The organism is Pseudomonas sp. P9_35 (assembly GCF_034008205.1).
GTDB classification, from domain to species: Bacteria; Pseudomonadota; Gammaproteobacteria; order Pseudomonadales; family Pseudomonadaceae; genus Aquipseudomonas; species Aquipseudomonas kilonensis.
The window spans coordinates 5,525,199-5,539,321 of sequence record NZ_CP125373.1 but is presented as its reverse complement, the minus strand read 5'-3'; the positions used below and the strand labels follow the sequence as shown (position 1 = coordinate 5,539,321).

Annotated in this window: 10 protein-coding genes, 1 tRNA gene and 1 pseudogene; 7 read left to right on the top strand and 5 right to left on the bottom strand. The window is 58.5% G+C overall.

Going from position 1 to position 14,123, the window contains the following annotated elements; genetic code table 11:
• Positions 1–59: 59 nt before the first annotated feature.
• The 4 genes from QMK47_RS24590 to QMK47_RS24575 form a co-directional block, all read right to left on the bottom strand.
• Positions 60–1,049, bottom strand: coding sequence for a hypothetical protein (locus tag QMK47_RS24590; RefSeq protein WP_320389442.1), 990 nt, complete (start codon positions 1,047–1,049; stop codon positions 60–62).
• 195 nt (positions 1,050–1,244) lie between these two features.
• On the bottom strand, positions 1,245–2,486 hold the full coding sequence (locus tag QMK47_RS24585) for a tyrosine-type recombinase/integrase (RefSeq protein ID WP_256453736.1): 1,242 nt from the start codon (positions 2,484–2,486) through the stop codon (positions 1,245–1,247).
• Between the two features lie 166 nt (positions 2,487–2,652).
• Positions 2,653–2,729: transfer RNA gene (locus QMK47_RS24580), tRNA-Met, on the bottom strand.
• 103 nt (positions 2,730–2,832) lie between these two features.
• The gene (locus QMK47_RS24575) at positions 2,833–4,890 is read right to left on the bottom strand and encodes a methyl-accepting chemotaxis protein (RefSeq protein WP_253478187.1); all 2,058 of its coding nucleotides are present in this window, start codon (positions 4,888–4,890) and stop codon (positions 2,833–2,835) included.
• A 331-nt stretch (positions 4,891–5,221) separates the two neighbouring features.
• Between QMK47_RS24575 and QMK47_RS24570 the strand changes: the two genes are divergently transcribed.
• The gene (locus tag QMK47_RS24570) at positions 5,222–6,439 is read left to right on the top strand and encodes an MFS transporter (protein ID WP_320389441.1); all 1,218 of its coding nucleotides are present in this window, start codon (positions 5,222–5,224) and stop codon (positions 6,437–6,439) included.
• 263 nt (positions 6,440–6,702) lie between these two features.
• On the opposite strand, the gene QMK47_RS24565 is transcribed toward QMK47_RS24570, so the two are convergent.
• A complete protein-coding gene (locus QMK47_RS24565) occupies positions 6,703–9,003 on the bottom strand; it encodes a hypothetical protein (RefSeq protein WP_258689371.1) in 2,301 nt (766 codons plus the stop codon).
• A 920-nt stretch (positions 9,004–9,923) separates the two neighbouring features.
• Here QMK47_RS24565 and QMK47_RS28825 point away from each other — a divergent pair.
• From QMK47_RS28825 to QMK47_RS24540, 6 genes and pseudogenes are all read left to right on the top strand, one after another.
• Positions 9,924–11,186: pseudogene (locus QMK47_RS28825) on the top strand (HAMP domain-containing protein); the annotation flags it as partial.
• Positions 11,181–12,086: a methyl-accepting chemotaxis protein gene (locus tag QMK47_RS28820; RefSeq protein WP_408980872.1), complete on the top strand. Its 906-nt coding sequence runs from the start codon at positions 11,181–11,183 to the stop codon at positions 12,084–12,086. The pseudogene QMK47_RS28825 and the gene QMK47_RS28820, both read left to right, overlap by 6 nt.
• Positions 12,087–12,217: 131 nt before the next feature.
• Positions 12,218–12,661, top strand: coding sequence for a DUF3592 domain-containing protein (locus QMK47_RS24555; RefSeq protein WP_214512447.1), 444 nt, complete (start codon positions 12,218–12,220; stop codon positions 12,659–12,661).
• Positions 12,662–12,665: 4 nt separating this feature from the next.
• On the top strand, positions 12,666–13,253 hold the full coding sequence (locus tag QMK47_RS24550) for a hypothetical protein (protein WP_214512448.1): 588 nt from the start codon (positions 12,666–12,668) through the stop codon (positions 13,251–13,253).
• Positions 13,254–13,359: 106 nt separating this feature from the next.
• Complete coding sequence (locus QMK47_RS24545) at positions 13,360–13,737, top strand: c-type cytochrome (RefSeq protein WP_253478176.1); 378 nt, start codon at positions 13,360–13,362, stop codon at positions 13,735–13,737.
• A gap of 199 nt (positions 13,738–13,936) precedes the next feature.
• The gene (locus QMK47_RS24540) at positions 13,937–14,077 is read left to right on the top strand and encodes a hypothetical protein (RefSeq protein WP_258691288.1); all 141 of its coding nucleotides are present in this window, start codon (positions 13,937–13,939) and stop codon (positions 14,075–14,077) included.
• The last annotated feature ends 46 nt before the right edge of the window (positions 14,078–14,123 follow it).

Sequence of the window (14,123 nt, the reverse complement as noted above, 5' to 3'; positions counted from 1 at the left end):
GACAACAGGCCATACGCTACGTAGGGGAGGGGGAACGGACTGTGTCCGCTCCCCTTTTTTTATTTGAGTGGTCTAAGACCCAGGATGGTCAGGTGGTCCCTGATGGTTTTTTTGGTTCCATGAACGTTCTGGTCGAAAAGCAGATTGGTTAGCTCTGCATCGCTCAGACTGCGCTTTTCAATCAAGCGGCCACTAATGATTTTTTCGGCTGCTGCCTTGATATTTGCGCGCCTATACATCGTGTCCGATTGTATTTTTGATTCAGGGTCTCGATTTCCCTTACCGGCTTCATGACCCCGCTTTGATGCTTTTGCCGAGAAGGCCTCGTCGAGCATTTGGTGCATCAGGCTGGATGTGTTGAAGCCAGTCTTGAATACGTCGATGTTCTCTGCTTGCCTGTACAGTACTGCCATCGATAGGGTCTGTTTGGCTTCACCCAACAATTCAGCGAATCGCTCTCGCGCTTTGATTTCGGTTCCACTGCGGCGGAATCGTTCTTTTTCGACCAAGACTAGATACTGGCGGGGCGAGTCATTTCTCAACTGCTCTAGCAGTTCTGCATCGATGTCGTATGTCGCAAGCTCAAGTTCGAACAACCAGTTTCCGAGTACCTCTACAGCTTCGGTGCCAAGCACGAGAGCAAAGGTCGCTGCCAGTTGCGAGTCTGTAGCTTGATGATTGAAGCCAGGGAGATGTCGAATGACATTTGGCAATGAGGCTGCTCCCGCGACGCTGGCATGGTCATCGATGACGTCACGTAGTTCAAAGATCGTTGTTGTGACTGGCTCAGCACACAGCGCGTAGGAGCCATCCTCAAGCCAGAATGAAGTGGCGTCGTCGATAAGGTCGAATGCTTGTCGAAAGTGCTCGCTGAACTGGCGATAGAGGGCCAATTCACGAATGGCTCGTTCGACGTCGTCCATGTCCTGGATTAAGCACGTTACGTCGATCCCTGCAATTTCCAGCTCCTCTATGCCAGCGCTCGGTTCAATGTGCACGTTGGGCACCCCGTCGCCCCGGAGCTGGGGGGCAGTTGCAGCGATGCACATGTGAAACCGGCATTGCCCGCAGGGCTGAAGGAGGCGGATTTTCGTTACACGACTTGGTGTTGTTACACTCGGTGTATCGTTGAGGTGGTCGCGGTGTAACTCGAAAAAAACATAATAAATTCAATTGGTTGATGTCGTTCGTTACACGTGTCACACGCGTTACACCGGTTTTGGAGGGGGGCTGGGTATGCGTTCTCATACCGCCTTTCCAAATTGGCCTTGCACGACATTGCCTGCCTCTAGGGCATCAAGGTGATCCGCATACCACTGCATCATTTTCACGCGTTGCTCGAGGTACTGAGCTTTGTTGTAAATACCTCGGACACCCTGTGCCTTGTGACTGAGTTGGGCCTCGATATGGTCAGCGGGGTAACCATGCTCATTGAGGATGGTGCTGGCGATGTGGCGGAAGCCATGACCGGTCTGGCGGCCTTCGTAACCAAGACGCCTGAGTGCCATGAGAAACACGGTGTCGCTTCGGGGTTTGGTGCGGTCGCTTCTACCTGGAAACAGGAGAGGGTATGCACCGGTAAGTTGCCGAAGCTCCAATAGGGCATCTACGGCTTGAGTGCATAGCGGCACCAGATGTTCGCGGCCTTTTTTACGTCCCTTACGTTCGACAGGCACTGTCCACAGTTTCTTGCCGAAGTCGAACTCCACCCAATGAGCTTCGCGAAGTTCGCTGGGACGGACTGCCATCAGGGTCAACAGCCGCAATCCAAGCTGAACATCTTTGGCATGCGGATAGGAACGTATCGCTCTGAGTAACTGAGGAAGCTCGTCAGGTGAGACATGAGCGTAGTTCTCCGCCTTTCCCGATGACAGAAACTTATGCACGCCCTCCAAGGGGTTGTTGACGGCTCTGCCGGTTACGCGAGCCAGGTCATAGATATCTTTGCAGTAAGCCCTCACGCGGCTCATCTGTTCCAAAATCCCCTGGCGCTCAAGCCCTCTCAATAGCTCCATCCACTCCATAGACATGATCGAGGTATAGGGACGTTTACCGAGCGAGGGGAACACGTGGCGTTCGAGTGCGCCGAGTATCCTTTTGGCAGTTCCAGCATCCCAGCCGCTGAGGCGAGACGTATGCCATTCCCTGGCTAGTGATTCGAAGGTGTCATTGGCTGCGTCAATGTCAGCCGCCTGACGAGCCTTCTTGGAGATGATTGGGTTCTTGCCCTCTGAGGCGTCAGCTCTCAGCTCTGCCGCTTTCTGTCGAGCGAAGGCGCCGCTTACTTCTGGATAGCCGCCGAGACCTAGCCAAGACCATTTGCCGTCCGGTTTCTTGTAGCGTAATTCCCAAGATTTTTGGCCGTTTGGTTTGACTCTGAAATACAGCCCAGGACTGTCTAGTTCGCGGTATGCCCCGGCCTCCGGCTCCAGGCTGGAAAGTGTTGTATCAGCGAGAGGGCGTCGCTTGATATCGGCGCGTTTCATCCGTGTATGCCTCCAGTTCAATTAGTTCTGAAGCATACACGTGGGCATACACGGTGGGGAAGGATAGGGGTAGACAGAGGTGAACAGCCAGAAACAAGAAAGCCCGCACTAGGCGGGCTTCTTGAGGTGATTCATAGACTGCTGTAGACATCTATGGATCGGTACTTGGTGGCTACACAGGGACTTGAACCCCGGACCCCAGCATTATGAATGCTATGCTCTAACCAACTGAGCTATGTAGCCAAGTGGCGCGCATTATTCGCCGGTAACGAAGATGTGTCAAGCGTAAATCTGAAATATTTCTCTGCGCTTTCAACCGCTTAACAATCCTCGCTGCAAATCGCTATCAACCGAGCTGAAATCTCCCTGTGTTGGCACTCAGGGCCCGGCTTCCCTGGCTCAGGGTGTCCGCCGCCAAATTCACGGCCCGTGCGCCTTCAAGCAAACGCATCGCTGCCTGGTCGACCTGCTGGATATTGCCGCTGACCTCGTCGGCGGTGCTGGCTTGTTCATCCACGGCAGTGGCGATTTGCGCCAGGGTGTCGGTGACGCTTTGCACCGCGCTGGCAATTTCTCCCAGCCGTTCGCCAAGGCCGGTGACTGCTTGAGCGTCGGTCTGGGCCTGGCCGCAGGCGGCTTCCATCAGGCTGACGGCTTCGTTGACCGTGGCGCGCAGGCTGTCGACGGTGGCGGCAATCTGTTGCGTGGAGGATTGGGTGCGTTGCGACAGGCTGCGTACCTCGTCGGCCACCACCGCGAAACCACGGCCCTGTTCCCCGGCGCGAGCGGCTTCGATGGCGGCATTGAGGGCCAGAAGATTGGTCTGCTCGGCCACGCCACGAATGGTATCGACCACCAGTTGGATCTGTTGCCCCTGTTCGCTGACCCGTCCCAGTGCGGCGGCGGTTTCGTTGAGGCGCTGGTTGAGCTGCTGGATGCTGGCCGTGGTGCGTTGGCTGTCGCGGCTGCTGTCGGTGGCGATGCGGCGGGTCTGCTGGGCGCTATCGGAGGCCTGTTCACAACTCTTCGCCACACCCTGGGAGGTGGCGGCCAGTTGTGTCGCTGCGGCAGCGATCTGGCTGATCTGCATCTGCTGGGCTTCGACTTCGCCCAGGGCGCCGCTGGAGTGGGTATTGAGGGTGCGTACGGCGTTGCTCAACTGCAGCGTTTCGTGGTCGACCCCCAGCAGGCTGTTGCGCAACTGCACCACGGCGACGTTGAGGGCGGTGCTGATGGCCGCCAGTTCATCGCGCCCTTGCACCGGCACTTGCAGGCTGAGATTGCCGTCGCGCAGGGCTTCGGCCAGCAGGGTGATGCCGCTGGCGCTGCGCCGGATCGACGCTTGCAGGCAAACAAAAAGATACAGCGCCGCCAGCAGCAGGCAGCCCAGTACCGTCGCTACCAGGGTGAACTGGCGAATCGCCGAACCGTGGTAGTGGTCCAGGCGCGTATCCAGTGCCACCAGTGACTGTTGCCGCAGGGTCGCCAGCTCGGCGAGGAGGGCGTCCATGTGTTTCTCGAAGTCTTCGGGCTTGAGATTGATGGAACCGCCGAACACGCCGTCATCCAACACTTTCAGGCCGGCATCCAAGTGCTTGAGGCTGCCCTGGTATTGTCCGGCCCAGGTTTGCAGATCGCTGGGCAGGCGGGATTCCAGCAGCGCTCCGGTCTTGACCAGTTGGTCCCGCGCGTCGCCGATACGGCTGCGCAGGTCCCGCAGTTGCAGGCGGCTCTGCAACGTGAACTGGCCTGATACCACGGAAGCCTGTCCAACGCTGGCCAGGCGACCGACCCGTTCGATCAGGTCTGGCGTCTGCTGAGTGGAAATCTGCGTCAGCAAATACGTTTCCAGCCAGGAGGCGAGGGTCAGGCGGTTGTCCATGACCATCTGCTCGCGCAAGGCTTGCAGGGCGCTGAGGGCGGCGGTGAAGCGGTCGTAGCCATCCGGCCACCAGCCCACGCTGCCCAGGCTTTTCGAATCCAGACCGTTGAGGCTGGTTTGCAGGGCTTGATAGCGGGCGAGGGTATCGGCTTCGGCCCCTTCGGTTTGCAGGGCGTTGCCCAGGTCACTGGCGGCCTGGGTGAGGGCCGGTTGCACTGCGTCGTACGCCGCCATGGCGGCCAGCGTCGCGGGTGTCGGCTGCCGATTGGTTTCGGTGGCGCGCCAGCGGGCGGCGCGGTTGCGCTGGGCGGTGAGCAGGTTGTCCAGGTTATCCAGGGCCAGCAATTGGCGCACCCCGGCGCGTTCCCCGGAAATCAGGCTGAGTTTGTCGCGATAGTCCTGGCCGATGAGCCACAGGCTGCCCATGAGCGGCAGGATAAAAAGCAGGAACAGCAATTGGAATTTGCGGGCGAAGCCGAAATGCCCCAACAATCTGATTCCCGGTGATAAAAAAGCCTGCATGCCCATACTCCCCTGAACACCCTGCACTGTTTTTGTGCGTTTTCTACACAAGTGCCGAAACAGGTGCCCTTTTAAAAGGCCTCGAAAGTTTGTCCAAATCGGCTCAGTAGGCCAGCTCTGTAGCGAAACTTCCCATTCTCGGTCCCCTTTGTAAGGAGCCGCGTCGTAGGCCATTAACAAGGCAAGATTCAGACCATGGCGTAGGGCTATCACCTTGGATTTCGACAATTTTTCGAAGTCGATAGCTAGCTAAGGGGATAGCCTTGCTGCACCGAAAAATGGCACATTGACGCACCTGCCCGTGTGCACCCTCTGTCGTATGGAAACTCCCATGGCTATCAGCAATACCCAGGCCGAGATCCCACCCATTGCCGCCACTGCGCAAAGCAGCCCGTTGGTTATGCGGATCATCGGCGCCGTGGCGCTGGCGCACTTGATCAACGACTTGATCCAGGCCGTGCTGCCCTCGATTTATCCAATGCTCAAGGACAGCTATGGCCTGACGTTCACTCAGGTTGGCTTGATCACGCTGACGTTCCAGTTGACCGCCTCTTTGTTGCAGCCTTGGGTCGGCTATCACACTGACCGGCACCCCAAGCCCTGGCTGCTACCGGCCGGGACGGTGTGCACGCTGATCGGCATTGTGATGATGTCCATGGTCGGCAGTTTTGCCTTGATCCTGTTGGCGGCGGCATTGATCGGCATTGGCTCGTCGACCTTTCACCCGGAAGCGTCGCGGGTGGCGCGATTGGCCTCGGGCGGCCGTTACGGGCTGGCGCAATCGACGTTCCAGGTGGGCGGTAACGCCGGCTCAGCCTTTGGCCCGCTGCTGGCGGCGGCGATCATCATTCCTTATGGGCAAGGCAATGTGGCCTGGTTCGGGTTGTTCGCCTTGTTTGCGCTGTTCGTGCTGTACCGCATCAGCCGTTGGTACGCCAACCACCTGAACCTGTTCAAGCTCAAGCAAGGCCAGGCGGCCACACATGGCCTATCCAAAGGCCGGGTCTTGAGTGCGCTGGTGGTGCTGGGGCTGCTGGTGTTTTCCAAGTATTTCTACATGGCCAGTTTCACCAGCTATTTCACGTTCTACCTGATCGAAAAGTTCGACCTGTCGGTGGCCTCTTCGCAATTGCACCTGTTCCTGTTTCTCGGGGCAGTGGCGGCGGGGACCTTCTTCGGTGGGCCGATTGGCGACAGGATCGGGCGCAAGGCAGTGATCTGGTTCTCGATTCTCGGCGTGGCACCGTTCACCCTGATCCTGCCTCATGTCGACCTGTTGTGGACCAGCATCCTCAGCGTGGTCATCGGCTTCATCCTGGCCTCGGCGTTCTCGGCCATCGTGGTGTATGCCCAGGAACTGGTGCCGGGCAATGTCGGGATGATCGCCGGCGTGTTCTTCGGGCTGATGTTCGGTTTCGGCGGGATTGGCGCCGCGCTGCTGGGGCACCTGGCGGACATCCGTGGCATCGAGTATGTGTACTGGTTGTGCTCGTTCCTGCCGCTGTTCGGGGTGTTGGCGATTTTCTTGCCGAGGACTCGAAAGGCTTGAGGCGGGGGAGCATCGATGTAGCTGAGCCATCGCTATCGCGAGCAAGCTCGCTCCCACATGTGTTCTCGGGTGTTCAAGGTATCTACACACGACACAAAACCCTGTGGGAGCGAGCTTGCTCGCGAAGGCGTCGGCACATCCAGCATCAATGCAAACTGACCCTCCGCTATCGCGAGCAAGCTCGCTCCCACATGGGGTTGTGGGAGCTAACAAGGCTTTTTCTTCGAGCGGAACTCCTGCTCGTCATGCCTGCGATTCACCCCTCAAGGACGGTAGACACTGGCCTGGATCGCGCCGGGGTATTGCCTGAACCCGCCCGTGTTGCACAGCGGTGTCGACAATTGGTAGTCGCCCGCCGTCGTGGCGTTGGCGGTGCGTACATTACCGGCCGCGAACCCAGAGTAATCCTGAAAGGCATCGAACGAGGCGATTGGCTCGTCGAAGTAGTTGCCACGGGAAGGGTCGAAGATCGAGAGAGTGATTGCTACGCCACCAGGAAATGCTGCTTCGGCCTCGATCAACACGGTCTCGTAGGGATACAGGGTCTGTGGGGACGGCCCGGCGGAAGTGGGGGACGGATTGAACACCGTGGCCACCAGCGTGTTCGGGCTCAGGTTGGTAAGCGCGATGACCAGGTAATTGGCGTCATTGCCGCCGTAGGTGTAGGGCCGCGTCATGGCGAACGCCCAACCGTTCCTGCTGTTAAAGAAGTTGTCCTTCGAGCCGCCGTTGTCCCAGACCTGGGTGAGCGCGATTTCTTCCGGATAGATTGACCAGTCCGTCGAATCGGCGATCCAGTATTTGAAGTAGGTCCCGTCGATCGCGGGTGTGATGTACTGCGCATAGGCGGGCACACCGTCGATGGGGTTGTTATTGACGTCCAGATATTGGTAGATCTGGTATTTGGCCGGCAGCAGCATCTGCATCACCGACAACACGTAACCCTGCTTGGCGGCTTTCACCATATTTCCGGTTTCACCGGAGTTCCAGAACAACCCGTCGGGCCCTGTGGAAGCGATCAGCGTATAGCTGATCTTCAGCTTGGCCCAGTCGGTCAGGATCGCGGTTCCCATGGTGTCGAAAGTGTCCAACAGCCCTTCGAAGGTGGCGCTCAATTGCCCCCACAGGTCGGCATAGGCCACCTGGAACAGGCTGGGAGAAACATTCGAACTCTGGGCCGCGACCGCCACATTGATGCCGCTCTGGAGAACGTTGGCCGCGACGGCGAAATAATTGATGTCACCTTCCATCGTTTCAGCCGAGAGCACGGTGTAGATGACGCCCGAGAGCACCGCCAGGATGATGCCGCCGATGTTGGTCGAGTCACCGTCCTCGAAGCCGGCATCCTGACCCAGTTCGGAGAGCAGCGCCCCCTGGTCCACGAACAACAGGGTGTGGAAACTGGTATAGCAGGCGAACAGGCTGTTGACGGCGCTCGCTGCGCTGAGCTCCAACTTCAACTGGTCCACTACGGGGTGCCAGACTTGCGCTGGGAACGCGTTGTAGTCCAGGCCGAGCATGTCTTGCCGGTAAGTGTCCAGGGTGCTGGCGCCGTTGGTGTACTGCTCGCGCAGGATCAAATGGGGCTGATTGTTCATGGCCGCCAGTTTGTTGTTGATCCAGTCATAGACAGCCTGTTGGTCAGGCGTAAAGGCCGGGAAGGCCGGGTCGGACGCCGGCAAGGCCATGATGCTGTCCAGGGGCGTGGTAGGCATGAAGTACCATTGGCTCGAGGTGTCGGTGTCTTGCATCTGTACCGAGCCCCCCGCGATGTCGACACTCAGATACTGGTTCGAAGCGCTGTTCTGGATGGCCGTGGGGCCGAGTCCCGTTCCCCAGAGCCAGGTCTGCTCGACCGGGACGGGTACGCTCTGTGTGGTGTTGGTTGGCGTACTGCTGCCGGCATCCTGACCCAGCACCAACCCGGCGAGCAGGCCACTGAGCAGCCGTCCATCGGCGGTGACTTGCCAGATCTGGTTGGGCGAACCAGCTACGAAGGGGCTCAACGTCACGCCGTCGGAACTGGAGGTGAGTACAAAGGGCACGCCTTTCTCGGGTGCGACGAGGCGGCTTTGTACATTGACCCATCGAGTTGGCGGCCAAACCTGATAGTGATTGCTGCTCGAGGCCCAGCAGGCTTGGTTGAGGGTGTTGTACAGCACGAGGTTGCCGTCGGTCTGGACGAGCAGTTCCTGAGGGTCGATGCCGTTGGTGTAGGGCGACCATGCCACGTTGCCGTCGCTGGTGCCCAGGACCAGGTTGCCATCGGTCTGGACATCGAAGTAGGCACCGTTGTTGGTGCCCGTGGCCCAGATCGCGCTACCGGTGAACGAGCTGTTGGCCGCCACGGGGCCAGTGACGACCTGGTACAGCACCAGGTTGCCATCAGGCTGCAGCAGCAACACATAGCCGTTGCCGGCCGCTGCCGCCCACTGGCCGGGCAGCATCCGCGTGTTGGGTGGAATGTTGCCGTTGTCAGCCTGGACCGGATCGCCGAGCGGGACCGTGAGGAAGGTGCTGGGGTTGGTGGATGTTGCCAGCGTTATATCGCTCAGGTTGTTCATGTTGATCTCCTTTTCACGACATTGGGTGGACGCCTTGCGGTTGTTTTCGCACGTGAGAGAGGGCAGTACATGGGCACGGCTGCGCTCCCAGGAATCCGGCGCGCCTGTGCCTGCTACGCCGATGCAATTGATCGGGAAGTCTTTTCAAGTGTTGGGTCGCGAACAGGTCCCGGAGCGAATCAACCGCTCCCGGACTTGAGGTGGCCGAGGGAATACTCAGCCAGGAGGGTGCCGTTCAATGTCGCCAGTGGCTGGCAGCACTGCACGAATGGCGGGGGCGGGGGCGGGTCTCTTCGTATATCCGTAGTTTGCGAGACTGTGCATGAGAATCTCCCTATCCATGCGGAAGAAGGCGCTTGAGCGTTGTGCCTTGCAGGACGCGCATGAAGTGTAGCCCGGCGCTCATATCTTGCCTGAGCTCCCTCTTGCGGGGTGGTGGCCAGTGCGATGCAAAGAGAGAGTCTCAATTTTAATCTTGTACTTGATGAGTACGTTACTGTTGCGACTAAAGTACTGGTTTGTATAAGCCTTAAGTGGGTATTTGTATAAAGGTTGGTCGTGTTAATTTGCTGTTGTGGTTAATGGTTAGAAGGGAATCTGCAGCATTATTCAAGGGTGACCCCTGTGGTGACTGGAAAAGCAGGCTTTCGCATTCTTTCCACCTATCGCCCTTATTGTCGCGGACATAAGGCCTTCGGTTCTTGGTTTGACGACCTCTTCTGCGCTGCGGGTGGACAGGGGTTGCGCCCCCCACCTGCCATATTGAAATTCTTATAAAGAGCTGTATCGCCAAGTTCTTCCAAGGTGTTTGCCTTGGGGGCGGCGTAGCAGCCGTGATCGATTGTTATGCCGTGTCGTGCACACGTTAGATGCTGCCGTCTTTTGACGTTGGCCATAAATAGAATCAGGCGGGGAATGATATGAAGTTCAAGTCATTGCAGGCACGTATTTGTGTCACGGCAGGCGTATGCCTGTTTGTTTCATCCATCAGCCTGATTGTCTACGGGCTCTTTAGCGCCCGGGCCAACGAGCAATATGTCTCGACCGAGGTCAGCGCACTGGTTGAAAAATCAACCATCCGGGAAATTCAGAACCTGGCCGAATCCCGGGCCAACGCCATCCAGGCCAAGTTGCAGAATGCGCTGGATGCAGCCCGCACCATGGCCAATGCCTTTGCCGCCAGCAAGGCCGCGCAAAGCCCCCTGGTATTGGGCCGCGAACAGATCAACAGCGTACTGCTCAGCGTCCTCAAGGATAACCCTGACTTCAACGGCACCTATTCCTGCTGGGAACCGAATGCGTTGGATGGGCAGGATCCGGCGTTCCGCAATGCAGAGGATGGCAATAACCCGCTGACCGGGCGCTTCACGCCTTACTGGACGCGCAGCGCCGATGGCCACGTCGCGGTGCAGCCATTGGTCGAGTATGACTCCCCGGACCGTCATCCCAACGGTGTACCCAAGGGCGGCTGGTACAGCGGCCCGCGCGACACCCTCAAGGAAAGCGTGCTGGACCCCATTCCTTATGTGGTCCAGGGTAAAAACGTCTGGCTGACCACCTTGTCGGTGCCCATCGTGTCCAACGGCAAGTTCTACGGTGTGGTCGGGGCTGACTTCGATATCGCGTTTATCCAGAAACTCAGCGAGCAGATGTCTGCCGATCTCTACGGCGGCAAAGGCACGGTTTCGATCTTGAGTAACCAGGGCTTGGTGGTCGCGGACAGCCAGCGGACCGACCTGATTGGCCAGCCGATCAAGGCCTTGTTGCCTGACTCCTGGGAAAAAGTGCTCCGCGATATCCAGGGCGGTCGGGGTGATGGCCTGCTCAATGCGCAAACACAGAACATCGAAGTGCTGATGCCCATTGCGCTCGGTCGCACGGGCAAGCCCTGGGCGGTGTTGATTCGCCTGCCCAAGGCTGTGGTCATGAGCCAGGCCATCGCCCTGGAGCAGGAACTGCAGGCGCGCAGCCTCAACAACAGCATCTGGCAGGTATCGGTAGGGTTGGTCATTTCGTTGTTGGCCCTGGCCGCCCTGTGGTATGCCGCGGCAAAAATCGTTGGGCCGATTCGCGAAGCCGCCGCCTTGGCAGCGACCATCAGCCTGGGAGATTTCTCTCGTCGCCTGGTGCAGAAATCCGAGGATGAGGTTGGGCAGTTGTCTGCAGCCCTCAACGACATGTCTGAAAGCCTGCAACGGCAGGTGCGGGTGGCCGAGCGCATTTCCGAAGGTGACCTGGATCTGGAGGTCCGCTTGTCTTCGCCCCATGACACCCTTGGCAAGTCGTTGGAGAAAATGGTCAGCAACCTGAACCAGCTGATTTCCGAGGTTCAAGTCAGCGCCACCCAGATCACTGGCAGCTCGGCGCAGGTCACCGACTTGAGTCAGTCACTCTCCGACGGGGCTTCCAATTCCGCCTCGTCCATCACCGAAATCAGCGCGGTGATGACGCAGATGGCCGCTCAGACCCGGGACAATGCCGCCAACGCCAAGAAGGCCGATGAGCAATCCCAGGCCTCGCGGGCCGATGCCGGGGAAAGCGACAAATTGATGAGCGAACTGATTGCCGCCATGGCCGAAATCGACAACTCGGGCAAGGACATCACGGCGATCATCACCACCATCGACAACATTGCCGCACAAACCAACCTGCTGGCCTTGAACGCGGCGATCGAAGCTGCCCGGGCTGGTGAGCTTGGGCGCGGTTTTGCCGTGGTGGCCGACGAAGTACGTAGCCTGGCCGCCCGCAGTGCCGAGGCCGCCCAGCAGACTGCCGCGCTGATCGCCGATTCCTCGAGCAAGACCCAACGCGGCATGATCATCGCCGGCCGGACCGCCGAATCGCTGAAGAACATCGTCAGTGGAACCGGTGCGGTGTCGAGCCTGGTTTCGCTGATCTACCAGGCCTCCAGCGAGCAGGCTTCAGGTTTGCAGCAGGCCAGCATCGGGCTTGAGCAGATCGACGAAGTGACGCAGAAAAACCAGTCGAACTCGCAAGAGTGCGCCGTGGCGGCCAAGGACCTTTCGGAGCGAGCCTCGCTGATGCAGCGGGTGTTGGGACGCTTCAAAGTCAAAAGAGGCTAATGGGCGTCCGTGGCGAGGGAGCAAGTTCCCTTGCCACGGCGGTCACAAACCTCGAATGAACAGCATTACGGCATAGCAGGCTTTTTGTTATCCTCGCCGCCTTCTTTCATGGATGAATACCGGGACAAGCTATGGCTAACGACACCCCGTCACGCATCGGGACGATACTGCTGGGCCTGCTTTTTGCGCTGATTGGCATTGGCTTGCTGGGCATTGCCGTCAATCTCACCCTCGACCGTCGCGACTTCCTCGCCCGTGCACAGACCGCCGATGGCATCGTTAGTAGGCTGAACGCCGGTGGTTCTCACCCCGAAATCGCGTTCACCACTGGCAAAGGTGAAAAAATTTCCTACCCCCAGGGTGGCTTCATCTTCGGCTATGAGCCGGGGCAGCCGGTGCGAGTTTATTATTTGCCCGAGCAGCCGGCCGCCAACCCCCTCGTCGTGGATCGAGGTGCACTGTGGGGGACACCAGTGATGTTGGGTGCCATGGGGCTGTTCTTCACCCTTGTCGGTCTGCTGAAAGCCACCCGCCAACGCGGTCGCGATGCGGTTCATTCACATAAAGGACTTTGAACGTATGAGCTACAACATCCCACTTCCGGTTAATGAGAGTCGCTGGCAGTACCAGACCGCTAGCGGTGGTGGCCTGACCGTGGTCATGGTGGCTGGCAGTGGTGGCTCGATTATCCTGCGCTCGCCCCAGGGCGAAGACGTCAGCTACCGCTATGGCGGGGTCGGCGTGGGTGTCGGGTTTGGCGCCAGGCTGCCGCGTTTCGGCAAGATCAATATCCAGATCAAGGGGAAGGGCGTCAGTGCGGCCGGTGCGGCGGAGTCTTTTTACAGCGTTGGCAGAGTGTTTGTCAGCGACGCCCTGGTCGATCGCGACCTGACCAGTGACGACATCACCGGCCCTTGCATGTATACCGAAGTGGGCTTGGGCCTGGGGATCGGCGGTTCGGCTACAGCGCTGCTGTTCGGGCTCGATCCCAAGTTGCTGGCGTTGTCGGTGGTCCTGAGTTCCAACCCGGCAACCTCGCTCATTGCTTCGACCACAGTCAACCGGCAACTGGCGCGTTCGGCCAAGGGCGCGGTGGTCATGGCCGGGATGAACGCTGGCTTGCAGGCTGGTGGTGGCGCGGCGATCTACATGGGCTACCTGTTCTAGTCAGATTGTGCGAACAGACAACAATCCCGGCATCTAAATCCTGTGGGAATGAGTTTGTTCCCGCAGGGCGTTGCGCCCATAAAAAATGGCATGTGCCGAAAGCATAATGAAAATATTAGTCATCGCTTCGCTAGGGTTTTTATCGCTCATTCAAACATCACTATCCTTTGCGGATAGTGCCAATGGGAAAAATCTCTATTTACAGAGATGTGCCATGTGTCACGGCGCAGATATCAAGGGGACAGGGCCGTTGGCTCATAAAAGCAATCCTCCTACGCCTGACCTTACAACGTCTGCTTTCAAGAAACGACTGAGTGATTATCCGGGTGTCATTGTGTCGTCGATAATACTGCGACCCAATGGGGATTTGATTCCGAGGACCTTGCGAGAGAATGGTGTGAAGCTATCGCCGCATCCTTGGAGTGTTCAGGATTTTCGCGATTTGAATCAGTATATGGGGGGTGTGATTTCAAAGAGTCGATGATCTCTTGAGTGCGATAGAAGCGGTTTGGGATGGTGGGTATATCCGTTTCTGCGGTAAGGGCTACTGGCGGTTCCGCTCTTACAGCGGGTCACTTTTGGAAGAGCCGGGAGCCGGACCAGCCAAAAGTAACCAAAAGCGCTTTGCCCCACCACTCGGCACCTCGCCTAGGCTCGGTGTGCCTGAACGAAGGCATTGCTCCGTGGGCCGCCGCGAAGGGCCATCCATGGCCCAGCGCGGCTATCCCGGCATCCATGCCGGGATGCCCACTGCACAATGCCTGCGTTCGGCCAGCGTGGTTAACGGGGCGCCCGAGATCAACGTCCACCGCGAGGCGGCCTGATAGCCGACCTGGTTCTTGGTGGGACCGCGTTTCCCCTGTGGGAGCG